A 23,952-nucleotide genomic window follows, 5' to 3' on the forward strand; every position below is an offset into this window, starting at 1 on the left:
ATTTGAATTGGGAAATATAACACTCAAATTGGGCTACGTTGCCGTCCGTTCATCTAGGTCTTAGCTAAAGAGATATTCGACGTTACGAAGCTTCGTGATCACAGATCCTTATGGCCGGGGCCAAACGTGGACCTATCAGCCGTGTCAAAAAAACAGGCGCATCTCTGCGCCTGTAGAAAGGTTCAATGCACGGGCTTGAACGACCACGAAGTGCCGCCTCCTGAAAAACTCTGCAATTGTGCGAATGGATTTTTTTATTGAACGCGGATAAAAGGGAAAAGTGACCCAGCGTCACGTGCGCACCTTTCCAGGCGCGTCCAAGTGTCTTCCTCCCAAGGCTCAACACGTGCGCGCTATTTTTTTGAAGCAGCTGCTCTTTGGTTTTTCGTTGGCGTTCCACACCAAGGACAAGGCGGTTCGGAAGGTTCTCCGAGATTGTGTTCCTTGTTTACCCCACAAAATAATTTCTGTGGGATAGAAAATCTGCTAGTCTTACCCCACGAGAAAAAATATGTGGGGTACATATGACCATCGACTATCACAGTGCAATCGGCACAGCCGCCTGGACGGACTTGCGGCGGTCCCTGCGTGACAGCGAGGTGTCGGAGCTGCGCGGCGCGCCACGGTCGAAGGTGGTCGCCTCCAAGACCTATTGGTACGATCACTTTCGCGTCGGGCAGAAAACCATCGACCGGTATATCGGCGAAGACACGCCAGAACTGCGGAACCGCCTGGAGCGGCAATCGGAGATCGCCAGGGCGGCGAAACTTGCCGAACGGGAACGGGCGAGACTGATGCGGGTGCTGCGGGCCGAAGGCTATCTGTTCGCCGATGTCGGTTCCGGCCAGGTGGTTTCGGCCATGGCCAAAGCCGGCGTCTTTCGGCTCGGTGGAACGATCGTCGGTACGCAGGCCTTCCGCTGTTATGAAGGCGAACTCGGCATCCGGATCGGGTTCGACCAGTCGGCCACGACAGATGACATCGACATTGCAAGTTTCGAGCGGTTGTCACTGGCTCTCGCGGACACGGTCGACCCTCCCCTTGCAGAGGTTTTTTCCGAGCTTCAGTTCGATCCCGTGCCTGCGATCGAAGACGGCAAGACCTGGCGCTGGCGGCAAACACATCGCCAGACCCTGGTCGAGTTTCTGACGCCGTCCTTCGAAGAGGATGAGGCCATCCGCGATCTTGCCGCCCTTGGCGTCAGTGCGCAAAGTCTGCATTTTCTCAATTACCTGATTGCCGATCCGATCAGTGTCCCCTTTTTGTATCGCTCGGGCGTGCTGGTGCAGATCCCGCGCCCGGAACGCTATGCGGTGCACAAGCTCATCGTCGCGGACCGGAGGCAAGGAGGGGCAGATGCACTCAAGGCGCACAAGGATCGGGCCCAGGCGGCATTTCTGTTCGAGGCGTTGACCGAGACCAGGCCGGGCGACCTTGCCGAAGCCTACCAGAGCGCATTGGAAACCGGTCCGGAATGGCGCAAGCGCATTGCGGCAAGCCTGAAACGCATGCCGGCAACTTCGGCCTTGCTCGATCAGCTTTCTTGACAGGCGGACTTGCCGGCAGGGAACCGGTCGCTGCAGGCACCTGCTTCAGAGTGATCGAATTGTGCCCCGCGCGCCGGAACTTCAGCTCCGGCGGGGTCTTGTCCAGGCGGGAAGAAGACTAGCTCTTGTTCGCCAGTTTGCTTCTGCGACCCTGTTTCTGACCCAGTCCCATTTTCCTGGCGAGATCCGACCGCGCCGCGGCGTAGTTCGGGGCAACCATCGGATAATCCGCAGGCAGGTTCCACTTGGCCCGGTAGTCTTCCGGCGTCATATCGAAATGCGTTCGCAGGTGACGCTTCAGCGATTTGAATCTTTTGCCGTCCTCGAGACAGATGATGTAGTCGCCCAAGACGGACTTCTTGACCGGTACAGCCGGGACAAGTTCTTCAGCGGCTGGTTCCTGTGCCGTTTGTGCGGCCGAAACGAGAGCCGAATGAACCGTCGCTATCAAGGCTGCCAGATCACCCGAAGCAATCGTGTTGTTGCTCACATATGCGGAGACGATGTCGGCAGTCAGATCAACATATACGGGCTCAATAGTTGTGTTGTTTTCGGGTGTCTCAGACATTGGGTTCCTTGCCGGGCGATACTGGGATCTGGGTGCGCGCTGGTTCTAAACTTGTTCCCCTGTGAAGTAAAATCATCGCTTCGGACAGCCAGTGGTCGCTTTACGTTCACCATTGCTCTTGAGCACACCGCGATCGAGCTTTTCGGCCATCCGAACCTGATGTTCACTTCTTTAGGTTGGAGGCCCCTGCCCTCGTAATGAATATCTCTTACGGTCGGCATCTTCCGGCTGGTCACTTCCTACCTTAGTGCTCGACGGTTGCCATTTAGCATCAGTTGTCTGGGCGGTTCAAAATCGCCGTCGCAATCATTCGCTAGCGTTTACGGTCCTGTTGTATTTTTTGATGGGATTGCCCTGTGGGACCTCAATACTTCTTTGGTAGGAAAAGGGAGACGATGTTTTCACCGCGGGATTCAATTGTTCTCGTGGCCGCAAATCGGGGGAGGGGAGTTCAAGAATTGTTCGCATTCGATTGGAAGGAATGACGTCTCGGAAAAAAAACATCGAAAAAACAATTTCTTGACCCGGTGTCATCTGACACCCCACTCGGAACTAGGTGTTCAGAAACGTATCAAGTCAACAGGTTTGCGGATTCCACTACATCGCAGACGGAACTTCATCTGCGGTGTTTGAGTTGATTGCGTTCTGTGTTGCCGATAATGCAGAGTCTGGTCTCGTAGACGGAACCGAGCTCTTGGTCGCCAAGCTGCGTCCAAATGCCGATTTGGCGTGGGTTGGAAATCAATTTCTGGTCATCCAACATAGGAACTTCAAATCGTTGATCCGGGGCTGGAGGTTGGATATTGCCCAGCGGAGAGGAGGGGGCTTGGAAATCCAATTGGTCGAATTGTCTCACAACAATTTGGCACGACGCAGTGCTGGTAAATTCATACGATGAACGATGTCAGTACGAACCTTTTGGAAAGAAGGGTTGTTAAAATCTCGTGGCGCCACCTTCTGGAATTGCTTTGCCCGGCCTGTCCTAAAAGAAATGCATTTCGACCTAACACAATTGTTTGACGAATGGGTCTACAGGTAGCCGTGAGCGCGGCTCATGTCTGAATAGAACTTGTCATTCAGGGTTGTCGTCGATGTTGGTCTTCTTCGTTCACGCCGCAATTCGTAGGCAACAAGCTTTAAGATGGCGAAAGCTTTTCTGAGGTCTCCTAGCGCAATAACATTGCACCGAGAGACCTCACTCGAGAACTTGAGTGTCAGTTCGGCAAGAAGACATTTTAGAATTAGACCCCGAATGCGGCGATCCAATAAAAGACCTCTACTTTTTATGGAGTTTCAAAGTGGACATTTGTCATGAAAACGGTGGTGGATACACTGGGCGTCAATCTGACTGCCGTGCGTGAGTGGGCGAAAGGGAATACGAAACCGAGTCATAGCTATCAAAAAACACAGGAAGCAACGCGGTCTCCGCGCATCAAAACTTAGACGCCGAACGCCTGATCTCAGGATACATTCGGGTCTTCGCTGATCTGAATCGAATATTATGAGGCGTACATCATTGTTTAGCTCGCTCTGCACTTCTGAACAAATGCACCATGAGCAGAGTCTGCCTGCAAGTACTAGTGTGGTCCATTTTCTCTAGGCACACGATATCGTGTCGACGGTGGAAAAGTTAACGGGCGTTAACTAAAAAGCCATTGACAGGAATCACTAATTCGCTCTTAGTTCGCTCTGACGCTTATTTCCGTGTTTTTCAAATTTTTGCGTCGGAGTGGATAATGACAGAAGAAGCCGCAATTTCTGACAAGGAATTGGACCCCAACTCAACAAGGGGAAAAATTGCGCGTTTTTCGTCACTATTGAGCCAGCAAATCAAAAACAACTGGCAACAGAATTATCCTCCGGAGTCGCGTAAGCACTTGCGATCGTTTTCCTCATCTGAAGTTTCGGACCTGATTGGCATCGCGCCCGCAACCTTGCGGCAAATGTCGCTCGACAATGAAGGTCCGCAACCGGCGCGGTCTGATGGGAACCGGCGCATGTACACACTCGATCAGATCAATGAACTTCGATCGTTCCTGGCCGAAAAACGTCCCGGACAGTCCCTACAGTTTGATCCGCGTCGTCGTAAAGATGACGGAATGCAAATTGTCGCGATCGCCAATTTCAAAGGTGGCTGCGCGAAAACGACGACTGCTTTGCACTTGGCTCAGTTTCTCGCGTTGCAAGGCCTCCGCGTTCTCGCAATCGACCTTGATACACAAGCAAGTCTGACGGAGATGCTGGGTGTTCAGCCGGTCTTGGAAGTAGGCGACAACGAAACGGTGTTTGGCGTTCTGCGTTACGATGATGAACGTCGGCCACTTCCGGAGGTAATTCGACCGACCTACTTTGCGGGCCTGGATCTTGTTCCAGGCCAGAGCGAGCTGCAGTATTTCGATTACGAAACGCCAGCCGCCATCATCAGCAACAAATACGTGGGAGACGAATACTTTATTCGCCGGTTGGCGACTGCACTGAGAAGCGTGGAGGATCGTTACGATGTAGTCGTAATCGATGCGCCACCGCAATTGTCGTATCTGACATTAAACGCTGTATTTGCCGCTACCGGGCTAATTATCCCTGTACAGTCCGCGATGATCGACGTCGCAAGTATGAACCAGTTTTTGTACATGATGGACGAAATGCTGGAACAAATGGCTCACTTTGGTGCGCCTGTCGATCATGAGTTCATGCGGTTTCTTTTGACCAGACATATTCCCCACGATGTTCCACAGGTGAATATTGCAGCGATGCTTCGGTCTCTCTTTGGAGAAAGCGTCTTGACTGCTGCAGTTGTAGAGACCACTGCGATCACAAATGCCGGTCTGGAAAACAAAACGTTGTACGAACTCGAAAAAGGGTCTGTCGGACGCGACACGTACAATCGCGCCATAGAATCCGTAAATGCTGCCAACACTGAGATCTTCCAAGAGATCCTGAAAGTCTGGGGACGCTCATGAACAAAGCATCCAACCGGGCGAAACGCCTTGCCGGCATGTTTGGTGCCGTAGACCCGAACGAACTTGCCAAACAAGCTGAAGCCGAGAAATCGGACAAGACTACGAGTCGGCCCATGACGACTGCTCCGACGAAAGCACTGCAGGCGAGTTTTGCAAGCATCGAAGAAGAAAACCTGCGGCTGAAAGCCGAGCTTGAAAAATCCCAAACCGTTGAACTCGACCCCATCACCGTGCGGGCTTCCATCATTCAAGACCGTCTTGAATGGACCGACGATGACCCGGATTTTCGAAGCCTGGTGACTTCCATTAAGGAAGAAGGCCAACGACTCCCCATCCTTGTCCGTCCACATCCGGCAGAAAATGGTCAGTACCAACTGGCGTATGGAGCGCGGCGCAATCGTGCTTGCATGGTTCTTGGGCAAAAGGTGAAAGCTTACGTTCAAGAACTTTCTGACGAAGAGCTTGTCATTGCTCAAGGTCTTGAAAATAATGAACGAAAGAACCTGTCCTTCATTGAGCAGGCGGTATACGCAGTCGCCCTTTTGGAAGCCGGTTTCACGCGTAAGCTTGTAGCCAAGTCTGTTGGAGTTGCCTCTGACACAACGATTTCGAAAATGTCTGCAATCGTCGCTTTGGTGCCAGCTGATATCTTTCGTTTGATTGGACCTGCCCCCAAGATCGGCCGAAATCGTTGGGAGGCTTTTGCGAGCCTCGCTGATCGAGGTGCAAAGAAGTCTTCGATTCTCGAAGCGGTGCGTGCTCTACCCGAAAGCGCAGTGTGGAAAGGGGCTGACTCCAACAAGCGTTTCGAACTGGCTTATCGGACAGCTGAAAAAGCAGACAAGTTCAGGACGACGAAATCCAGAGCTGAAAAGTCTCGATTGGAGAACGAAGGTCGCTCGTTCGGAACGATGGAGCAGTCCAGCAACGCTGTCAAAATCTTCCTAGATGCGAAGAAAGAGCCGGCTTTTGCTCAGTTTGTCGCAGACAAGATGACGGCGTTGATTGAAGAGTTCAAAAAAGGCGAAGGGAAACAAGCGAGCAAATAAAAGCATGAAACAAAGAACCCGCCACGTGGGCGGGTCCTCGTTGAGATAAGCACGAGTGCCTATGATCTCGGTCTAGCAGCTCTGATTCTAGAATCACTCGCAGCGCAACGCAAGTTCTGTCTCGCAGCAGAGCACGATTTCTTGCGTCTTCCAGCTTGTCTCGCATCTGAAAATTCAGTGCTCGGTCGCGTTTATGCGCTTCCGGCAAAGGAGGACTTATGTCTTCGACCCAGCAGATTGCGAGTTTTCGCAAGGTGTCTGCCGGGATTCTTGCGAGCGCGCATCTGGCGTCCCAGGAAGACCGGCCGAAGGTCACCAAAAAGGAAATCTCCCTGGTTCTGAAACGCGTTGCGCCGGCGCTTGGTATCGATGGCACGGCTTATCATGTCCTGGATATTCTCCTGGGTCTTGTGCAGCCCGACGATTTCCAGGCCGGAAAGCGGCCGGTAGTGGCGATCTCAAATCAGCGTCTTGCCGAATACACTCGGCGCACCACGCGCACTGTCACGCGCTGCCTGAAGAAACTCGTCGAAGCCGGAGTGCTTGCCTATCGGGACAGTCCGACCGGGCGACGCTATGTCTATCGCGGTTCAGAAGGGGCTCTGGAGCAGGCCTACGGTCTGGACTTTAGCCCTGCGTGCTTCAATCTGGAGGCCTTCAAGGTTCAGGCGGATGCATTCCAGCGCCGTATCAAGGCCGAGCAGGAAGCCAGGCGGGCTGTTACACGGTTTTCACGGGCGATCGCCGACATGGCCGAACTGGAGCCTGCAGAATTTCACGGGTTTGCTGCCCGAGCCCAGGCGATTGTGATCCGGGACGAATTGAATGTGGTGGAGAAGGCGGCACTTCTGGAATCGCTCTATGCGCAGGTCCTGGCTCTCCATGAAGCACATTCGTTGAAAAATAAGGATAAAATGTCATGCGCGGGTGACATTGATGTCAGCCCTTTATTTATTACAACCCCAACCGACTCCCTTGAAAGTAATCCTCAACGGACTTGCTCTAACGAGCAAGACATTGAATTTACTTCTGACAACGGCTTCGCCGTTGAAATGGCTCTTGAAAAAGAGCCTTGCGGCGGGCGCACGGAAACACAACAGCCGAAATCACAAGTGGGAAGGGGAGGCGCAGGCAAGTTTCCCGAAACCAACCTGGATGGTGTTTCCATAGGGCTCATTCAGTCGGCATGTTCATCGGTACAGGCAGAATTGGGGGTCGGTCTGAGCAGTTGGCCGGCTCTTTGTGGAGCTGCCGAGCAGTTGCGCATGCTGATCGGCCTCAGTCCGTCCGGATATCAGCTCGCTGTCGAGCGGCAAGGCAGATATCTGGCCGCGGCCTGCCTTGCGGTTGTCGCCGAAAAGGCGCTGCGGGATCCGGAGCACATTGCCTCGCCCGGCGGATATTTCCGCGCCATGATCGACAGGGCTGGGGAGGGCAAACTCCACCTCCACAAATCCCTGCATGGGCTGGTGTGAGACCATGGTGAGGTCTGAACGGAGATCAGTGCCGGCGCCAGTTTTCCGACCGGTTGAAATCAAACGCACGGAGACTTCGTCCGCAGGGTCTGGGCGGGCAATTTGCGCCGGAGTTCCGATCTGGGACTCAAACTGCTTCGAGCAAACCAGTCCGCTTTGCCCGGTCGATGAGGTTCTTGACGGAAGAAGGCGACCATTTTGTCCCACCGCGGGGTGTACGCTCGTGCAGGCGTTCGAGCTGACCGGCGATTTCGCGCAATGTCAGCTCCGGATTGGACGAATGAATGCCGGCGACCAGCGTCATCAGCCGGTCTTCCGGCGGGCGCGGAGGCGACTTGCTGAGCAGGGCCTTGTCCGCCATTCCCTCTGTGACCATCCACTTCACCGCGCGCCGAAGCCGTTCGGGCGTCCAGTCAAATCCACGGTTTTTGAGAAACCGTGAGATATCGTCCCAGGTGTGATAGGGACGCATGCGCCGGACAATTGGAAGCCACTGACTTGCACTTGCCTGGATGCGTGCACCATAGGCCGCCTTTTGAGCGGCCGTCATCTTGGCAAGCGCTTCAGGTCTGCGCTCTCGAATTCCTGGATTGCCGGGTAACTTCCCCTTCGCCTTTGCGGCCTTGATGCCGGCCTTGGTGCGCTCGGAGATCAAGGCGCGCTCGAGCTGCGCGACAGCACCCAGAACCTGCAGCGAGAACATGCCCTGAGGTGTCGTCGTGTCGATCGGGTCGCTCAGTGAGCGAAAATGCGCTCCCTTTGCATTCAGATCGTCGATCACTTCTAAAAGATGGTTCACTGAGCGGGCGAGACGGTCAAGCCGGACGACGACCAGCGTCTCGCCGGCATCGATCTCCCGAACGAGCCTGGCGAGGGCAGGACGAGCGCGTGAGGCGCCGGAACCGTATTCCTCCACGATTATCTCGCAGCCCGCCGAACGCAATTCCAGTTCCTGCGCCTCTGTCGCCTGTTCCTCCGTGGAGACGCGCGCGTAGCCAATAAGCCGTCCCTCAGGTCGATGAGAAGACTGTTTGAGCGCTGATTTGGCCATTTGGGACGCCTGAGAGCCGATAAGAGAGGAAGTTTCCAATTAAAGAAGATACGGATAACCGATCGTTTGTAAACGTCTTTTGAGTGCCTTTTCCACGACCCGAACCGTCAAAACCCCAGGAAAACCGGGCCCTCTCGTCGACCTGAGCGCGGACTGCCGGGCATTTGTTCAATTCAGAAGGCCTCAGACTGCATATCGGCGAACGCGAGTTTACGGGGCAGTCTATGACGGAAGTTAAATTCGTGGTAGCTTCCGCATAAATGCGTAAGACACGAAAAAACAATGCCTTATGAAATTGGAAAGTTGAGCCTCGAGGCTCTCTTGAAGCCGATATCGGCGGCTGAAGATGCACTCGCACGGCTTGATGAGCGTGTTGCCCGATCTGAGGTCGGACATGGCTTTGCAGAGCGGGCTGATTTCTTCGAGGCCGTCTCCAACATGTGGGTGGCCGGCGAACTTGTCCATCTGGAAGACTTGGTTCTGCACGACGCCAAGATGGACGTTCGCGCACCAAGCCACGAGCTTGTCATTGCGCACCGGATCGTCCGGGCGAGACGACGGGCGATGAGAAACAATCCAGGTTGGGCGATCTCGCGGGCTGGGATCATTGCCTTTGCGGGGATTGCCGAACAGGAGGATGAACTTCCCAGAAAACTCAAGAGGAGAGGAGAGGGGAGGGATCTCGAAACGGACGAGCACGATGCGCTTCCTCCGGAATTGGCAGAGTTCGACGAGGTGCTTGCGGAAACCAGCTGGCTGGTAGAAGCCGTTCCCCCCGGATCTACCAGAACCCGGCAACCAGACCTCATTGTGGGCGAGTTGGTCATCAGGGATCCTGATTGGGACGAAGCCGAACGGATCTCTGAATGGCTCGAGTTGGTCAGAAAAGTTGACACACTTCCGGCAACCCTGGCCGCAGCGGTTCTTTGGGATGGCTGGGAGCAGCTCGAACCGCTTCAGCGGCAGCATTGGCTTGGGCAGGTGCTCGTTTCGGATTTCTTAAGATCGCGAGGAAAGGTTCAATCACATCTCCTGGCTTTCTCCGTCGGGCTGCGAGAGATGCCTCGTGAGCGGCGGCGTGCGCGGGATAGAACAACCAGGCTGAGTGCCTTCCTCGAAGCAATGATCGCTGCGGTTGGTGCGGGAATGAAGGAACTTGATCGTTTGACGCTAGCAAAGCATCAGCTCGAGCGGCGTGCTGTCGGCAAGAGATCTACAAGTAGTTTGCCCGTCGCCATTGAGCAACTGTTGTCACGGCCGATCGTGTCGGCACAGATGCTCGCCAACGCGGCCAGGATCACGCCGCGTGGCGCTCTGAACCTTATTGGCCAACTCGGCGTGCGCGAGATTACGGGAAGGGGACGTTATCGAGCATGGGGTGTGTTGTGAGCTAGACGTCGTCTAGGGTCGATATACCTACGATTGCACGTATTGAAATATCCTCGATCACAGATAGACTTGCCGAATTCGGGGCGGGGGCATATTCGTGACAATGTTGAGTGCAGTTCAGGTTTGGAACCCAGACGATTGGGAGCACTTTGCACTCAGTCTTCTTCAAGGCCGTCATGGTCCCTTAAATGTGCAGAAAATACCAGCCGCACACCAAGGTGATTATGGAGTCGACTATTACTGCACGACGGATGCTGTCGCCTATCAATGCTACGCCGTCGAAGAGCCAGTTGATATCGCCACGCGTGCGGACAGGCAAAAGAAGAAGATAACAACCGACCTCGGAAAGCTGATTGCAAATCACGTTGAGGTTGGAAAGTTGTTTCACGGCACGCTGATCAAGCATTGGGTGCTAATGTCGCCTTTGCACGATAGCAAAGACGTAAATCTCCACTGCGCAAAGAAGACGAAAGACCTCAGGGAGGCAGGTTGCGTTTCGCTGGACCCAGCTTTCGAGGTGACAATTCAGGATCCAGGCGCCTTTCCATCGGAAGCAGTTGCGAGTGGTATGGCGTCGCTTTCCAAGGTTACGCTTTCGATTCCTTCCCCGACCCAATCGGAGGTCGATAGCTGGTCTGTCGGGTCTACAAACCTTTTGACCAACGCGACCGAAAAGCTGAAAAAGCGCGCCTCACCAGATCAATTGGACGAGTTCGTGGCTGAAGCTGTTCGCTCGTTCTTACAAGGCAACGCGTTGCTTGATGCGTTGCGGTCAAGTTCGCCCGAACTTCACGAAAAGGTCATTACAGCGGTCAAAAGCCGAGCCCGCCGCCTTCAGTTCGCTGGCCCACAAGCGGGCGACACAGCTGGACAGGTTTTGAATGCAGAGCTTGACGCGCTCATCTCTGCAATGCGGACAGCTGCCCCGAGCCTTTCTGCCGAGAATGCCGAACAAATTGCCTACGGGTCAATTTGCGAATGGATCATGCGGTGTCCACTGGATTTCCCCAATGTCCAGTGAAACACGATTTCGCACCGCCATCCTGGGCGGATCATTCACATTTACAGCTCGACCGGACCCTGTTCCTGGCGACCTTCGAATGTCATGGGGAATCGCGGTCCTGATGCTCGCGCTGTTTTACAGTCGCGGGAAGAAGTCCAACTTTCAAAAGCTTCAGTTTCTTGCCCATTCTGTGCGATTGCCAGAAGGCCGGGAAGAGGTTCGAGGCCTTCTTTCGGGAGAGTATCGCCCAAACGAGGTTTCGGTGCGTGTCGAGCCCTCTCTGAATAGAGCTGTGGCGTTTGCGCACGCTCTGGGCATGGTCAAGATCGACAAAGGAACGTCGATCTCACTTACCGACAAGGGAGTGAAAGTGGCGCAGGCAATCGTCAAGCAAGGAGAAACGCTCGCCGAGGAAGCGAAGTTTTTGAGCGAGGTGGCGCCTCGAATGACTGATGCGTTGATGAAGCGGGTCTGGCGTTTGGAGGATTTGATATGACGTTGCGCTTTCGACACCTGAGGTTGCGGGCTGTCACAACGGATGGCGTTTATGGTGCCGACGTTCCTTTTACTTCCGGATTGACCGTCCTCTGGGCGGACAACACCAAGGGCAAATCGACGTGTATGCAAGGGATGTTATACGCGTTGGGTCTGGAACGAATGTTGAGCCCTCGGAGAGAAATTCCGTTACCGCACGCGATGACAAGCTACCTCAATACAGACGAGGAGAAGCGTGTTGAGGTGATCGAGTCGAGCGTTTCGCTCGAAATCGCCAATGGTGAGGAACAAATCATCACCGTTCATCGCGGCGTGAAAGTGGCGACAGATACTAGATTGGTATCAGTAGATTTCGGAGCGGCCTTGTCAGAGGGCACCAATGATCTCAGACGGCAAAACTTCTTCGTGCTGGATCCAGGAGCCGCCCAAAGGGAAGACGGATTTCATCATTTTCTGGAAGGCTTCCTCGGATGGCATTTGCCGCAGGTCCGAAGGTATGATGCGCCAGAAACGAAGCTCTATCTGGAGACGGTGTTCCCACTTTTCTGGGTGGAACAGAAATTTGGCTGGACGGCAATCCCGGCTGCTATCCCCACCTACATGAGAATTCGAGAGGTCCACAAACGGGCTGTCGAATTCATCATGGACCTCGATGTTTACAAGCTTGAAGTGCAGCGCGAGCGATTGGCGGAGCGCGTCGCAGCCAATTCGAAGGTATGGTCGGTTACCAGGCAAGATCTGGAGCGGTTCGTAGCGCGAGGCGGCGGCAGGATCGCTTCACTCAGCGAGACGCCTATTGCGGATCTCGGTGCGTTGTCAAATGCTCACATTCAATTGGCCGATGGGACGAATTGGGTACCGCTAAACGCGGTTGCTTCCAAGCTCAGAGGTAGCATAGCAGACCTGGCCGCCACGGCAGTACCAGACGTCGAAGACCAGTCGGAGGAAGTTACGCAAAAACTGCAGCAGATGACCCAGCGGGTCGATGATTTGAACGCTGAGAGAATTCGGCTTCACGGACTGCAGCAACTGAAATTAGCTGACTTACAATCTCTGCGAAGGCGAATTGCTTCACTCGACGAAGACCTTCAGAAGAACCTCGACGTCCAAAGACTGCAAAGGTACTCGGGTGTCACTGCCGCATTGACGCCGGATCGATGCCCGACCTGCGAACAGGCTCTCGCGGATACATTGCTGGCGCAGGAAGCCCTCTCCGTCATAATGCCGGTTTCGGACAACATCGAGTACATCCGATCGCAGAAAAAAATGTTCGAAGATATTCTCGTTAGGGAGGAAAGGGACGAGAACGACCGGAGGGAGCAACTCTCTGCTGTCGGCCGGCAACTGTCGGATCACTACACCCAAATCCGACTTCTTCGTTCGGAGTTGGTAGCGCCAGGTACCAACCCCTCGGCTGCCGTTATCGAGGAACGCATACGGGCAGAAGCGAGATTGAGGGACCTAGAGGCGCTGCAGGCCGTTTTTGATGATGCGCTGGATCGGTTTCGGGGTTTGCAGGAGGCCTATACTGAGCTTCTGCGAGAGCAAGCGGAGATTCCTAAAGAGAAGCTCTCTCCGCTCGACAAAGATAAGCTTGGTCGCTTGACGCGGCTGGTGCAGGGCCGAGCTGCAGACTTCGGATTTAGTACATTTTCACCCTCCGAACTGTCGATCTCTGAGGACAGCTACAGGCCCGAGAAGGAAGGATTTGAAATTGGGTTTGAGACTTCCGCGAGCGATGCGATTCGTCTGAAATGGGCCTACCAAATGGGCCTGCTCGAGCTATCCAGCGAACAGACGACCAACCACCCGGGTCTGCTCGTATTCGATGAACCGCGTCAACAGTCATCGTCACGTCCAAGTTTCAAAAACTTGTTGGGTCGTGCTGCTGGCGCAAAAGAACGCGGGCAACAGGTGATCTTCTCTACCAGCGAAGACATTGAAATCTTAAGGCCCATCACGGCCGGAATCGATTGCAATGAAGTAATCTTCCCTGGATACATTCTTCAAAAAATCGACTGATTCGCTCTGCTTCAGCAACCTCTGTCCACCGGCTGCTGTGGAGCGGAAAACTGCATGACGCTGGATTATAGCCGGGACGGCGTTGTGGCTGCATCAATTCGCCGATGCATCAGCGAAACCATGGAAAGCAGGTCTTCTGCGTCTTTCTTTGACATCTTCCAATAGATTCGCGGCGCGTGCGCGGTCGTGTTGCGAAACATACCGAAAGTGCCCTTCAGGAGATTGCAGAAGCCCTTTTGCTCGCTCTTCTCGCTTTCCGTTGACAGCGCGTTGATCGCCAACATCGGCCTGTCACCGCCGAAGGCGCGATCGACGAGAACTCCTCCGTCATCAGTTAGACCCGTTCGAGTTCTAATTTTTTCCGCGACGCTTTTTACAGCCTCGAGGACGGCGTGGAAGTAGTTGTCAGCGAGAAGTTCTTCGCGGCAGAAACTGAGAACGTCCGGGTGGACACCTCGGCTCGCAAGGTCTTCTCGCAGTTCTCTGGCGCGCTTGCTGGCTTCCGAAAGTGTCTGAACGGCGCTGGCCGAGACGAGTTGGCCCGATGCTTCAATCGCCAAGCCTGCGAATGCCAAAGCACGGTTCAGATTCTGGCGCATAGGGGCCAGAACAAGATTTGCAATAAATCCTGCGCTTAGCTGGAACGAACACCGAACTTTCGATTCGACCAGTCTGATAATCGCGACCTGCCACAACAACAGTCTTCATTTAAGGAGAAATTCGCACAGGCATATTTGAGCACTGCGTTTGGCAGGTGTAAACAGCCGGAACGGCCCCCAGGGCGAGCAACTTGCCGGGACAGTCAATCACCCAATAGTTACTACGCTTCAAAGAGCGTCTGGATAATCGGACAGTTCGGGACATCTCCCTTCGCGCATTCAGACGCCATATTAGTAAGAGCCTTTTCAAGCTTCTTCAGGTGCTGAATCTTTTCCCTTACAGAGCTCAGGTGTTCCATTGTCATGGCATGCACCTCACCGCAACTGATGCCTTTCTGGTCGACCATTTTCAGCATCGCGCGGATCTCGTCGATGCTGAACCCAAGTTCCCGGCTCCGCTTGATAAATGACAATCGTTGAAGGTGGTCGTGGGTGTATTGCCGGTTGCCTCCGGCAGTCCGGTCAGGCTTCGGCATCAGTTCGATGCGTTCATAGTAACGGATCGTCTCGATATTCACGCCGGTTTCGCTGGACATTGCCCCAATCAGATAGCCTCGCGCGTTCGTGATCCCGGACATAGGAAAACTCCTTGCATCTGTAGTGGCTACAGACAGTACGCCTTCACCTTAGATGGATCAATTGAGGGTGTCAGAATGACGTCAGAAATACATCCCGGGACCAAAGGGGAGAGAGATCTGGGTGCGAGAGCCGCCACCGCTGGCGGCATACTTGGCGCTCTTGCAATGACCTCCTGCTGCATTCTGCCGCTGGTGCTTTTCAGCCTCGGGGCCACAGGCGCATGGATTGGTCAGCTCGGAGCGCTCTACCAGTACAAATGGGTCTTCTTCGCGTTTGCCGGAGGCACACTCTGTTACGGGTTCTGGAAAGTGTACAGGCCGACGCCGCAGGCCTGTAATGATGGAAGCTGCGAACGGCCTCTGCAAAAGCGGTTCATGAAAAGAGCACTGTGGGGTGCAACTTTCATTGTCGTGCTCTCCTTGGCTTTCCCATACTTCGCTCCGCCACTACTCGGTTACTGAGAAAGGATTCTCCATGAAACAGACATTTATGACACTTGCCGTTTTGCTCCTGGCGACTGGGGCAACCCATGCAGAAGAGCGAAAAGCGCGGATTGAGGTCACAGGCCTTTGGTGCCCGTCCTGTTCTTACATCGTTGGCGAGGCGTTGCAAAAATCCGAGAGCGTCGAGATCCTGAATTTCCAAGAGCACGAGGATGGCCGCTCCGGTGTCTACACGATCACTTTCGACGACGCTGTGACGGATATGGAGGAGATCGTCGCACAACCCGCCACATATGGGTACACGGCGGTTTTGCTGGACGATGGTTCGAACTCCTGAAGCTAACCCATGAGTGACAAGTCCTTGGGTATGATACTGGCAACGGCGGTTGCCGCTCCCGTAGTGATTATCTGCTGTGGTGGCGGCCTGGCGTTTGTTGGTTCCGCAGCAACCGGATTGATCGCCCAGCTATTCGGTTCGGGTGTTGTGTTGTCCGTGCTGATTGCCGCGGTCGCGGGTCTTTTCGCTTATTTCCTGCGCCACAGGTTGCGACTCTCGGTCGGGTCTGGCTGCCGGGAAGACAATAGGGAAAATCTGAAATGAACAATAAGCTCTTGGCGACAGGGGTGATCGGTACAGTGATCGCAGCGCTGTGCTGTTTCACACCGGTTATCGTCGTATTGTTCGGCGCGGTCGGGCTATCGGCCTTCGTTGGCGTTCTCGACTATGTCCTGTTGCCAGCTCTTCTCGCCTTTGTACTCCTCACGGTTTATGCGCTTGTTCGCAACGCACGACGTCAACGCAATGAAGGAAACCCAAATGTCTGATTGTTGTTCGAACAAGAACGGATCTTACGATCTGGCTGTGGTTGGCGCAGGGTCAGCGGGATTTTCTGCCGCAATCACAGCGGCCGAGGAAGGTGCTCGGGTCGCGCTTCTTGGATACGGTGTCATCGGTGGGACTTGCGTCAATGTCGGTTGTGTACCGTCCAAGGCGATGATCCGGGCTATGGAGGTCATGCACTCCCCAAAAGCCGCCGAGAGATTTGACGGGATAGAGGCGACGGCGCAGATCACGGATTGGGCCGCCATTATCCGCCAAAAACAGGCGCTGGTCGATGACCTGCGAGCTGCAAAATATATCGACGTCCTGCCCCAACACAACAACATCGTCTATTTGGAAGGTGAGGCTCGTTTCATTGCTGGCGGTCAGCTGACTTTGGATGGAGAGGTTATCTCTGCGGACAAGATCATCCTCGCCACGGGATCCCGGCCCCAGGTGCCTGACATTCCCGGGCTGACCCAGGTACGCCCTCACGACAGCACATCAATCCTCGAAGTTCAGAAGCGCCCTGCGTCGTTGATTGTTATGGGAGGCGGATACATCGGTGTTGAATTAGCCCAAGTATTTGCACGCACGGGAACGGCCGTCACCATAGTCAGCCGCCGAGGATTGCTGCCTGAGGCTGAACCGGAAATAGGTAATGCGCTGACGCGCGCGTTCGAAGACGAGGGAATTATCGTCAGAACCATCAAGAGCTACACGGAAGTCATGAAGCGTGATGGCCACATTGCACTGAGGGTGGAAACGGAAGATGGAACCGAGACCCTGGAAGCGGAGGACCTTCTGCTTGCGACAGGTCGTACGCCCAACACGCAAAATCTTGCGTTGGACCTGGCAGGAATCGCCACCGACCGGCGTGGCGCGATCCTTGTCGATGACCGGATGCGTACCAGCCACAAGAATGTCTACGCCGCCGGTGATGTAACCGGACGTGACCAATTCGTCTATATGGCTGCCTGCGGTGCCAAACTGGCTGCGAAAAACGCGATGAACGGCGATAGTCTAGTCTATGACAACACTACCATGCCGGCAATCGTCTTCTCTGACCCTCAGGTTGCCAGCGTCGGTCTCACAGAGGCCGCGGCAAAGGCTGCCGGCCAAACTGTTCGCACTTCAGTGTTGTCGCTCGAGCACGTACCCCGGGCGCTCGCTGCCCGGGACACGCGCGGGCTCATAAAACTTGTCGCGGACGGAAACACCAAGCGGTTGCTCGGGGCACATATACTTGCTCCGGAAGGTGCCGACAGTATCCAGACCGCGACGATGGCGCTTAAGGCGGGAATGACTTACGAGGAGCTCGGCGCGATGATCTTCCCATACCTCACAACGGTTGAAGGGTTGAAGCTTGCTGCGCAGACTTTCGAAAAGGATGTAGCGGCTCTCAGTTGTTGTGCGGGGTGATCGTGGCCGTTTCAGGGCTTGAAACAGTGTTCGTGATTTCTGCCGCGTCGGCATTGTTCCAGGCGGCGTTGTTATTCAGATTGAATGCAGGAATTAGATCTCGATAATGCCGCCCGATTAAACGCGTGAGTGAGGCGCGGCAATAATAATCGCAGCCCCGACTATACAGATGGTTGCACCTAAGAGATCCCAGCGGTCAGGATGGACGCCCTCGACCAGCCAGAGCCATATGAGAGAACTCGCAATGTAGATACCTCCATAGGCCGCATAGGCACGACCTGCGGCCGCGCTATCTACCAACGTGAGCAAATATGCAAATAGACTCAGCGCAGCGAGACCCGGAACGATCCACCAGATTGATTTGTCGAGCCGCAGCCAAGCCCAAAATGCAAAACATCCCGCTATTTCAAAAACGGCTGCGCCGACATATGCCGCGAAAGTTTGCATTCTTGATAGCCCTCGTTTCGAAGAATGGAAATCCGATCCTGCTTCTTGCTCAACGGATTTCGTCACGCACCCGCATGATTGTTTGACGGCTGGTACCAAATGCTCGGGCAATAGCGGAAATGCTTTTGCCGGAATTCAGCGCAACCCGCACATCTTGCTTTTGGCTGTCTGTCAGGCTTGGCCGCCGACCCAGAACTTTCCCTTCGGACTTGGCACGTCTTAAGCCTGACTGCGTTCGCTCGATTAGCAAATCTCGCTCGAACTGGGCAACGGCATTGAGCACGTTCATGGTCATCGTGCCGGCTGAACTCGTCAGGTCGACACCGCCAAGTGCAAGACAGTAGACCCGTACTCCTTCGTCGGCCAATGCCTTTACTGTTGAACTGACGTCTATCGCATCCCGGCCGAGGCGATCGAGTTTCGTCACGATGAGAATGTCGCCAGGTTCCAGACGGTCCACCAGCCGAGAGAATTCCGGACGCTGCGTTATCGGCACACTGCCGGAAATCGTCTCGGTAACAATCCGGCGGTCTTCGACGTGGAACCCCGCCGCCCGGATTTCTTCTATCTGGTTTTGGGTCGTCTGGCCGGGCGTGGAGACGCGGGCATAGACGAAAGTGCGTGACATGGCGTCAATCCTGTCCGAAAAGGCTGTTCAAATTATCTGCTTGTCCAGAATGCAGTCAAGCTAATTTGTGGACAGGGTATTTAAGCCCTGTACGCAATCGGACGTTTTCGGACACAGACATGGGTCATCGGCTTGCATAGTATGGAGTGTAAGATGGCCCGGCGTATGCTTCTCAAGATTCAGGAGCGACAGGAACTATTCGATATCCCCACCGACGAAGACAGCCTGATCCATCATTATTCCCTGTCTCCAGCCGACCGGCTTGAAATTGAGCTTCGCAGACGAGAACACAATCGGCTCGGCTTCGCGATCCAGCTTTGCGTGATGCGGCATCTGGGCCGGGTACTCTCTGTCAACGAAGCTCCGCCGACGGCAATGCTGAACTATGTTGCCGAACAGGTTGGAGCCGAGCCTGCTTCATTTGAACGATATGCTCGCCGGGAGGAAACGCGCAGCAATCACATCGCGCACCTGCTCGGCTATCTCGGAATGCGGAGTGCAACAGCCCAGGATCGTCGCGCGGCATTGCTGTCCGCGATACAGGCGGCTTCAGCGACCGACAAGGGCGTGCCGATCGCGAATGCCATCATCGCAACGTTTCGCGAACGCCGGGTGCTGTTGCCTGTGGCGAATGTCATTGAACGTATGGGACTGTTGGCGCGAACCATCGCGCGCCGCGGTGCTGAAGCCGCCCTGATCTCGAACCTTACGCCGGACACACTGGAAGCACTCGACAGTTTGCTGACCGTCGACCCGGCGATCAGCCAGACACGCTTTCACTGGCTGAAGTCAGCTCCGGACGCTCCTGGCGCGTTGAACCTGGTCGGATTGACAGAGCGCATCGCATTTCTACGCTCGCTCGGGATCGATCCCCGTTTGCAAGCGCGTATTCCGTCGGGACGTTGGGATCAGATGGTGCGCGAGGGGGATGCAATGCCGGCCTGGCTTGCCAACGACTTCACCGCCAGCCGCCGACGCGCGACACTTGTGGTGCAGGTCATCAAGCTCGGCCAGAAACTCACCGACGACGCGATGACCATGTTCATCAAGTTGATCGGCCGGTTGTTTTCCAAAGCCAATAACCGCAAAAAGGCCTCTGTGCATTATCGGGACATAGATTCACGGTAGCTATCGGGGATTCGAAGGGGCATGAGTCCGTCGGCATCGAGTTCAATGCCGTCTGACCAGACATAATCGCCGGTGAGGTTGATCCGGTCCCAGCCCAAAGGTGAAAGCTGCGAGAGTAGAGCGGGATCAATTTTCACTCCGCGACTTCCAAGTTCACTCACGGCGCGGTCGAGATAGCGGCAGTTGAACAGGATGATTGCGGCGGTGACGAGATTGAGTGCTGCCGCTCGCATTTGCTGATTTTCGATACCGCGATCCCGGAAGCGGCCGAGCCGGTGGAACGCAACCGCGCGCGCCAGACTGTTTCGCGCTTCGCCCTTATTGAGTTCACCCGTGACAAGCTGGCGAAGCGCCGGATCCTTGAACCATCGCAATGTGAAGAGTGTGCGCTCGATACGGCCGACCTCGCGAAGGGCAGCGGCAAGGCTGTTTTGTTGCCGGTAGGCTGAGAGCTTTTTCAGGATCAGCGATGGGGTGATGGTTCGGTCGCGCATCGCCCTAATGACGCGATGAATGTCGGGCCAGTGATTGACGATCAGATCGCGGTTGAGCCTGTTCCCGAACAGCGGCGCGAGGCGTCCGTAACGCTTGGGCGGCTCGAAGGAATAGAGGCGGCGATCGGAGAGGCGCGGAATACGTGGCTCAAAATCAAGCCCGAGCAGGTCCATGACCGCAAACACGATATCGGAGACGCCGCCGCCATCGACGTGCAGCGCGGAAAGGTTGGCGTTGCTTTCGTGGCCGAGAATGCCGTCGAGGGCATGGATCGCTTCGCCGGCAGTGCCCGCGATCACGGTTTGATGGAGCGGTGCGTAGCGGTCGGTGATGGTGGTGTAGATTTTGACGATCGGGTCGCGGCCGTAATGCGCGTTGACCTGACCGCCAGCCTCCCCGGCGCCACCAAGATAATAAGCCTGCCCATCGGCAGAGGCGCGCCAGCCCTCACCGAACCAGGCCGCCATTGGTTCGGCCTGTATGGCGTCGGTCAGACAGCCGAGCGCGGCGCGAAACGTCTCTTCACGCATGTGCCACGTCTGCATGCGCAGGAGCGTGCGCCGCGATGCCACGCCGCAGACCTCAGCCATCCGTGACAGGCCGAGGTTCGTCGCTTCCGCAATCATAGCTGCGAGAAAGGATCGTTCATCGCTGGGCGGCAACCCGGTCGAGACATGACCGAAATGGCTGGTGAAACCGGTCCAACGTTCGACCTGAGACAAAACATCGGTGATGCGCGTCGTCGGCACGAGATTGTAGCAGGTCCGGACGAACTGTCTGCCATCGTCGCGTTCGGCAAGATCGGTTTTCGGCTCTTTCGGAAACCGCAGTCGGTCACCGGAAAACAGCGCGGGATCGCCGCTGGTCAGCCCCCCTGATACCTTGAGCAGCGCAGTATCCAGTTCGGCCGCGCGGGCATCGAGCCACACATGAGGATCAGGAATATCGGAGACCTGTGCCGGGACCGGATCCGTACTCGGTGAAAGCAGCGTTTCCAGAGAGCGGTGCAGTCGGGAGGTTGGCACCCAGATGTCGCCCGCCGCCAGTGCTCCAGCCAACGCGGAATAGGTCGCCAGCTCCCAATGGGTTCGGTCGATCTTGTCGTCCGTGACGACATAGCGCTGCCATCGCCGCTCGATATGCCCGAGCGGCAAGCCATCAGGGAGCGCCGTGCGCCAGTCGCCATCGAGTTCGGCCAGGATCGCCATCGCTGCACGGAGCGGCGCGGTACCCTTGCGACCCTCGAACGTGAACGCTTTCAGGAAGCGCGGCCCCGCCCGCTTGAACGTCCGATATTCTGGCCCGATTTCACTGATGGCATTATCTCGTCCCGGCCTCGTGGTTCGCCGGAGAAGAGCAGCGTCGGCATCGATCGTATCGAGCGAGGCGACCGCTGCGACCGCTGCTGCAATATCGCCGCCGGCGCGTGCGGCTTTGCTGACCGCCTCAAGCACGTCGGCGACACGGATTAATCGGTCGCGGCCCTGGTCGGCAGAAGCGGCAACCGTCTGTTCAAGGCGTTTGCGGGCACGCAGATGCGCTCGCCCGATGAGCGAGTCGAACATACCGATAGCTGTGTCAGTCAGCGTGGCCTCAAACTCGCGCAGCGTCGCCACAAGAATAACATGCCGCCGCGCCGACCCCATCTGCTGGAATGCCTGCGCGGTGTAGCGGACCCCTTCGCGCGCAAATTGCTCCATTCGGGGTTCGTATCGTCTATCGATGGCGGGCGTCCTGATGCCGCGAACCAGTGCGATCTTGTCAAGAATACCGACGAGCGAGGCAGAGGCGACGCGCGGGGTGGGTTCCCGTAGCCAGGAAAATCGGCTTTGCCTATCGTGCGTTTTCTCGGCGATAAGCGCGTCAAGTCGGCTATGGGTGGCCGGATCGAGACGATTGTCGATGTCGGCGATGATCCGGTTTTCGGCCGCGTGCATCGCTTCGGCGGCCATGCGCTCGACCACGGTGATTCCGGAAATGACTATCTTACGGAAGCGCAGTTCGTCGAGGAAGTTGCCCAACAAGACGCGTCCGTTGGTCAGGCCGACAGCTTCGGCTTCCAGCCACGCTCGAAGCGTTGCGCGCATCGGCTTGGTGAGGTCGGTGAACCCGAAACGCGCCTTGATCGCGAGAAGCTGATCGTAGCGTGTGGGCGTCCGTCGTGCGAAACCGCCGATCACTTCTGCATCGATCCCGATCTGCTCAGCGATATGGTCGAGCATGACAGCGGGCAGCAATTCGCCGCGTCGGAGATGCCTCCCCGGATAACGCAGACAGCAAAGCTGCAAAGCATAGCCAAGCCGGGTCTCAGGCGTGCGGGCGCTGTTGATGGCAGCTAGGTCGTTTACGTCCAGACTGTGATGGCGGACGACCGTCGTCTCGTCTTCGGGCAGCGCCAACAAAGCGTCGCGCTGAGGGCCGATCATGTAAATGCGTGCTGGCATCGGTTATCCCTTTCAAAAATCACTTGCCTTTTGATACAGTTTTGCAAGAGGATTGTGAAAGGCATTGAGCCTTGATTTGCGGTCATGGTCATCCTGCTTCCGTAGACGGCCGTTTGTGAAAGGATCGAATTGAGCACCGCACCTTATTTGATCGGCTATGCTCGCGTGTCGAAGGGGGACGACCAGTCGAACGCAGCACAGTTGCGCGCGCTGACGGCAGCGGGTTGTAAACGCGTCTTCGAAGAATCCGCCAGCGGCGGGCGATGGGACCGGCCGAGGCTCCAGGAGATGATCGGCCAGCTACGGGATGGCGATGTCGTTGTTGTCTGGAAGCTCGACCGGCTTTCGCGAAGCCTGAAAGACCTGCTGCACTTGATGGAAAAGATCGAAGCGGCGGGGGCCGGCTTCCGGTCGCTGACCGAAGCGATCGACACGACGACACCGGCAGGCCGCATGATGATGCAGATGGTCGGCTCATTCGCCGAGTTCGAGCGCGCCATGATCCGCGAGCGGACTAGCGCAGGGCTAGCGCAGGCGCGGTTGGAAGGGCGGCTCGGTGGTCGGCGGCGCAAACTTGACGATAAGAAACGGCGTGAGATCGCCGAATCCGTTGTTGCGGGGCGCAAGTCCGGCGCCGAGATGGCGCGGCTCTATGACGTGAGCGAGCCAACCGTCTCAAGAATCGTTGCCGAATATCGTCAGCGGGAAGCCCATGAGGCCTTGGCATGACTTGGATCCGATGACCTCCATGGGGTGGAAAGCGGAAAGGCCGCTTTCAGCAGCCAACCCTTCCAAGCGGAAGATGTCGAACGACCTACCAATTGCAGTCGATCAAGACATGGATCGTCGGCAAAGCTGCATGGACCTCCGATCATTTCGGCGACAGGGTTTCAATGATCCGGCAATCGTCGACGATGCCGCACTCGCACTGGTCGATCATTCTGTCGAGTTCGGCCTTGAGCGCCATGAGATCAGTGATCTTCTTTTCGACCTTTGCACGATGTTCGCTAGCGATGGCATCAACTGCTGCGCAGGATTGTCCGCGATTGTCGGATAGCGTGAGAAGCGCTCTGATCTGGTCGAGCGAGAAGCCCAGGTCACGTGCCCGGCGGATAAAGCTCAGCCGGTTCAGATGGTCTGGCTCGTACGCCCGATAATTGCCTTCGGTACGCGAGGGCTCGGGCAGTAGACCGTTCTTCTCGTAAAAGCGGATCGTTTCGACCTTGGTACCGGTTTGCCTTGCAAGATGACCGATCGTCAGAATTGAAGAGTTCATTTTATGACCCTATAGCGTATACAGGGTCATGTAGGTTCTATTTGGACGTTTG

General features: G+C 55.8%; 22 protein-coding genes and 1 pseudogene. 15 read left to right on the forward strand and 8 right to left on the reverse strand.

Features of this window, described 5'->3' with window-relative positions:
* The first annotated feature begins 524 nt into the window (after nucleotides 1–524).
* Nucleotides 525–1,547, forward strand: coding sequence for a nucleotidyltransferase family protein (locus O6760_RS31565; RefSeq protein ID WP_075284020.1), 1,023 nt, complete (start codon nucleotides 525–527; stop codon nucleotides 1,545–1,547).
* 118 nt (nucleotides 1,548–1,665) lie between these two features.
* Here O6760_RS31565 and O6760_RS31570 read toward each other — a convergent pair whose 3' ends face one another.
* Nucleotides 1,666–2,115 (reverse strand): MucR family transcriptional regulator, encoded by a 450-nt coding sequence (locus O6760_RS31570; RefSeq protein ID WP_075284021.1) that lies wholly within the window; start codon nucleotides 2,113–2,115, stop codon nucleotides 1,666–1,668.
* Nucleotides 2,116–3,851: 1,736 nt separating this feature from the next.
* Between O6760_RS31570 and repA the strand changes: the two genes are divergently transcribed.
* The 3 genes from repA to repC all read left to right on the forward strand — a co-directional run bounded on the left by repA (nucleotide 3,852) and on the right by repC (nucleotide 7,599).
* Complete coding sequence (gene repA, locus O6760_RS31575; protein ID WP_075284022.1) at nucleotides 3,852–5,075, forward strand: plasmid partitioning protein RepA; 1,224 nt, start codon at nucleotides 3,852–3,854, stop codon at nucleotides 5,073–5,075.
* A complete protein-coding gene (gene repB / locus O6760_RS31580) occupies nucleotides 5,072–6,124 on the forward strand; it encodes a plasmid partitioning protein RepB (protein WP_083660788.1) in 1,053 nt (350 codons plus the stop codon). The genes repA and repB overlap by 4 nt, the downstream gene beginning before the upstream one ends.
* Nucleotides 6,125–6,342: 218 nt before the next feature.
* A complete protein-coding gene (gene repC / locus O6760_RS31585; RefSeq protein ID WP_075284023.1) occupies nucleotides 6,343–7,599 on the forward strand; it encodes a plasmid replication protein RepC in 1,257 nt (418 codons plus the stop codon).
* A gap of 127 nt (nucleotides 7,600–7,726) precedes the next feature.
* On the opposite strand, the gene O6760_RS31590 is transcribed toward repC, so the two are convergent.
* A complete protein-coding gene (locus tag O6760_RS31590; RefSeq protein ID WP_075284024.1) occupies nucleotides 7,727–8,650 on the reverse strand; it encodes a recombinase family protein in 924 nt (307 codons plus the stop codon).
* A gap of 282 nt (nucleotides 8,651–8,932) precedes the next feature.
* Here O6760_RS31590 and O6760_RS31595 point away from each other — a divergent pair, with 282 nt between their 5' ends.
* The 4 genes from O6760_RS31595 (at nucleotide 8,933) to O6760_RS31610 (ending at nucleotide 13,559) form a co-directional block, all read left to right on the forward strand.
* Complete coding sequence (locus O6760_RS31595) at nucleotides 8,933–10,039, forward strand: RHE_PE00001 family protein (RefSeq protein ID WP_075284025.1); 1,107 nt, start codon at nucleotides 8,933–8,935, stop codon at nucleotides 10,037–10,039.
* A gap of 103 nt (nucleotides 10,040–10,142) precedes the next feature.
* Nucleotides 10,143–11,060 carry a hypothetical protein gene (locus O6760_RS31600; protein WP_075284026.1) on the forward strand — a complete coding sequence of 306 codons (918 nt, stop codon included), beginning with the start codon at nucleotides 10,143–10,145 and terminating at the stop codon, nucleotides 11,058–11,060.
* A complete protein-coding gene (locus O6760_RS31605; protein ID WP_075284027.1) occupies nucleotides 11,050–11,538 on the forward strand; it encodes a hypothetical protein in 489 nt (162 codons plus the stop codon). Before O6760_RS31600 ends, O6760_RS31605 begins: the two co-directional genes overlap by 11 nt.
* A complete protein-coding gene (locus O6760_RS31610; RefSeq protein WP_075284028.1) occupies nucleotides 11,535–13,559 on the forward strand; it encodes a hypothetical protein in 2,025 nt (674 codons plus the stop codon). The genes O6760_RS31605 and O6760_RS31610 overlap by 4 nt, the downstream gene beginning before the upstream one ends.
* A gap of 65 nt (nucleotides 13,560–13,624) precedes the next feature.
* Here the strand turns inward: O6760_RS31610 and O6760_RS31615 are convergent, their stop codons facing one another.
* Nucleotides 13,625–14,254: a TIGR02391 family protein gene (locus tag O6760_RS31615; protein ID WP_228873471.1), complete on the reverse strand. Its 630-nt coding sequence runs from the start codon at nucleotides 14,252–14,254 to the stop codon at nucleotides 13,625–13,627.
* Between the two features lie 125 nt (nucleotides 14,255–14,379).
* Entirely contained in the window at nucleotides 14,380–14,796 is a 417-nt protein-coding gene (locus tag O6760_RS31620) for a MerR family transcriptional regulator (RefSeq protein WP_075284029.1), read from the reverse strand.
* Between the two features lie 75 nt (nucleotides 14,797–14,871).
* Between O6760_RS31620 and O6760_RS31625 the strand changes: the two genes are divergently transcribed.
* From O6760_RS31625 to merA, 5 genes are read left to right on the forward strand one after another with little or no spacing between them, the layout of a single operon-like run.
* A complete protein-coding gene (locus tag O6760_RS31625; protein ID WP_075284030.1) occupies nucleotides 14,872–15,258 on the forward strand; it encodes a mercuric transporter MerT family protein in 387 nt (128 codons plus the stop codon).
* 13 nt (nucleotides 15,259–15,271) lie between these two features.
* Nucleotides 15,272–15,577, forward strand: coding sequence for a hypothetical protein (locus tag O6760_RS31630; protein WP_075284031.1), 306 nt, complete (start codon nucleotides 15,272–15,274; stop codon nucleotides 15,575–15,577).
* Nucleotides 15,578–15,586: 9 nt separating this feature from the next.
* Nucleotides 15,587–15,841 carry a hypothetical protein gene (locus O6760_RS31635; protein ID WP_075284032.1) on the forward strand — a complete coding sequence of 85 codons (255 nt, stop codon included), beginning with the start codon at nucleotides 15,587–15,589 and terminating at the stop codon, nucleotides 15,839–15,841.
* The gene (gene merF, locus O6760_RS31640) at nucleotides 15,838–16,065 is read left to right on the forward strand and encodes a mercury resistance system transport protein MerF (protein ID WP_075284033.1); all 228 of its coding nucleotides are present in this window, start codon (nucleotides 15,838–15,840) and stop codon (nucleotides 16,063–16,065) included. The genes O6760_RS31635 and merF overlap by 4 nt, the downstream gene beginning before the upstream one ends.
* Nucleotides 16,058–17,482: a mercury(II) reductase gene (merA, locus tag O6760_RS31645; protein WP_168693851.1), complete on the forward strand. Its 1,425-nt coding sequence runs from the start codon at nucleotides 16,058–16,060 to the stop codon at nucleotides 17,480–17,482. The genes merF and merA overlap by 8 nt, the downstream gene beginning before the upstream one ends.
* Before the next feature lie 117 nt (nucleotides 17,483–17,599).
* Here the strand turns inward: merA and O6760_RS31650 are convergent, their stop codons facing one another.
* Together O6760_RS31650 and O6760_RS31655 are read right to left on the reverse strand one after the other, a co-directional pair.
* Entirely contained in the window at nucleotides 17,600–17,929 is a 330-nt protein-coding gene (locus O6760_RS31650) for a YnfA family protein (RefSeq protein ID WP_168693850.1), read from the reverse strand.
* A 49-nt stretch (nucleotides 17,930–17,978) separates the two neighbouring features.
* Nucleotides 17,979–18,557, reverse strand: a complete 579-nt coding sequence (locus O6760_RS31655) for a recombinase family protein (RefSeq protein ID WP_168693849.1) — start codon at nucleotides 18,555–18,557, stop codon at nucleotides 17,979–17,981.
* A gap of 153 nt (nucleotides 18,558–18,710) precedes the next feature.
* Here O6760_RS31655 and O6760_RS31660 point away from each other — a divergent pair.
* Nucleotides 18,711–19,649, forward strand: a pseudogene (locus O6760_RS31660) (DUF4158 domain-containing protein); the annotation flags it as partial.
* Between the two features lie 11 nt (nucleotides 19,650–19,660).
* On the opposite strand, the gene O6760_RS31665 reads toward O6760_RS31660, so the two are convergent.
* Nucleotides 19,661–22,624 (reverse strand): Tn3 family transposase, encoded by a 2,964-nt coding sequence (locus tag O6760_RS31665; RefSeq protein ID WP_208984812.1) that lies wholly within the window; start codon nucleotides 22,622–22,624, stop codon nucleotides 19,661–19,663.
* A gap of 129 nt (nucleotides 22,625–22,753) precedes the next feature.
* Between O6760_RS31665 and O6760_RS31670 the strand changes: the two genes are divergently transcribed.
* Nucleotides 22,754–23,353 carry a recombinase family protein gene (locus tag O6760_RS31670; protein ID WP_009452622.1) on the forward strand — a complete coding sequence of 200 codons (600 nt, stop codon included), beginning with the start codon at nucleotides 22,754–22,756 and terminating at the stop codon, nucleotides 23,351–23,353.
* Nucleotides 23,354–23,495: 142 nt separating this feature from the next.
* Here the strand turns inward: O6760_RS31670 and O6760_RS31675 are convergent, their stop codons facing one another.
* Nucleotides 23,496–23,900, reverse strand: a complete 405-nt coding sequence (locus O6760_RS31675; RefSeq protein ID WP_055661663.1) for a MerR family transcriptional regulator — start codon at nucleotides 23,898–23,900, stop codon at nucleotides 23,496–23,498.
* Between the last annotated feature and the right edge of the window lie 52 nt (nucleotides 23,901–23,952).

This window comes from Roseibium sp. Sym1, from assembly GCF_027359675.1.
GTDB lineage: Bacteria > Pseudomonadota > Alphaproteobacteria > Rhizobiales > Stappiaceae > Roseibium.

What these genes read in the sequence shown, in the direction of transcription:
- O6760_RS31635 (WP_075284032.1), top strand. Translation starts at nt 15,587, where the DNA reads ATGAGTGACAAGTCCTTGGGTATGATACTGGCAACGGCGGTTGCCGCT.
- O6760_RS31605 (WP_075284027.1), top strand. Translation starts at nt 11,050, where the DNA reads ATGTCCAGTGAAACACGATTTCGCACCGCCATCCTGGGCGGATCATTC.
- O6760_RS31655 (WP_168693849.1), bottom strand. Translation starts at nt 18,557, where the DNA reads ATGTCACGCACTTTCGTCTATGCCCGCGTCTCCACGCCCGGCCAGACG.
- O6760_RS31595 (WP_075284025.1), top strand. Translation starts at nt 8,933, where the DNA reads ATGCCTTATGAAATTGGAAAGTTGAGCCTCGAGGCTCTCTTGAAGCCG.
- O6760_RS31630 (WP_075284031.1), top strand. Translation starts at nt 15,272, where the DNA reads ATGAAACAGACATTTATGACACTTGCCGTTTTGCTCCTGGCGACTGGG.
- O6760_RS31590 (WP_075284024.1), bottom strand. Translation starts at nt 8,650, where the DNA reads ATGGCCAAATCAGCGCTCAAACAGTCTTCTCATCGACCTGAGGGACGG.
- O6760_RS31620 (WP_075284029.1), bottom strand. Translation starts at nt 14,796, where the DNA reads ATGTCCGGGATCACGAACGCGCGAGGCTATCTGATTGGGGCAATGTCC.
- O6760_RS31565 (WP_075284020.1), top strand. Translation starts at nt 525, where the DNA reads ATGACCATCGACTATCACAGTGCAATCGGCACAGCCGCCTGGACGGAC.
- repB (WP_083660788.1), top strand. Translation starts at nt 5,072, where the DNA reads ATGAACAAAGCATCCAACCGGGCGAAACGCCTTGCCGGCATGTTTGGT.
- repA (WP_075284022.1), top strand. Translation starts at nt 3,852, where the DNA reads ATGACAGAAGAAGCCGCAATTTCTGACAAGGAATTGGACCCCAACTCA.
- O6760_RS31675 (WP_055661663.1), bottom strand. Translation starts at nt 23,900, where the DNA reads ATGAACTCTTCAATTCTGACGATCGGTCATCTTGCAAGGCAAACCGGT.
- O6760_RS31610 (WP_075284028.1), top strand. Translation starts at nt 11,535, where the DNA reads ATGACGTTGCGCTTTCGACACCTGAGGTTGCGGGCTGTCACAACGGAT.
- O6760_RS31570 (WP_075284021.1), bottom strand. Translation starts at nt 2,115, where the DNA reads ATGTCTGAGACACCCGAAAACAACACAACTATTGAGCCCGTATATGTT.
- O6760_RS31650 (WP_168693850.1), bottom strand. Translation starts at nt 17,929, where the DNA reads ATGCAAACTTTCGCGGCATATGTCGGCGCAGCCGTTTTTGAAATAGCG.
- merF (WP_075284033.1), top strand. Translation starts at nt 15,838, where the DNA reads ATGAACAATAAGCTCTTGGCGACAGGGGTGATCGGTACAGTGATCGCA.
- O6760_RS31625 (WP_075284030.1), top strand. Translation starts at nt 14,872, where the DNA reads ATGACGTCAGAAATACATCCCGGGACCAAAGGGGAGAGAGATCTGGGT.
- O6760_RS31600 (WP_075284026.1), top strand. Translation starts at nt 10,143, where the DNA reads ATGTTGAGTGCAGTTCAGGTTTGGAACCCAGACGATTGGGAGCACTTT.
- repC (WP_075284023.1), top strand. Translation starts at nt 6,343, where the DNA reads ATGTCTTCGACCCAGCAGATTGCGAGTTTTCGCAAGGTGTCTGCCGGG.
- O6760_RS31665 (WP_208984812.1), bottom strand. Translation starts at nt 22,624, where the DNA reads ATGCCAGCACGCATTTACATGATCGGCCCTCAGCGCGACGCTTTGTTG.
- merA (WP_168693851.1), top strand. Translation starts at nt 16,058, where the DNA reads ATGTCTGATTGTTGTTCGAACAAGAACGGATCTTACGATCTGGCTGTG.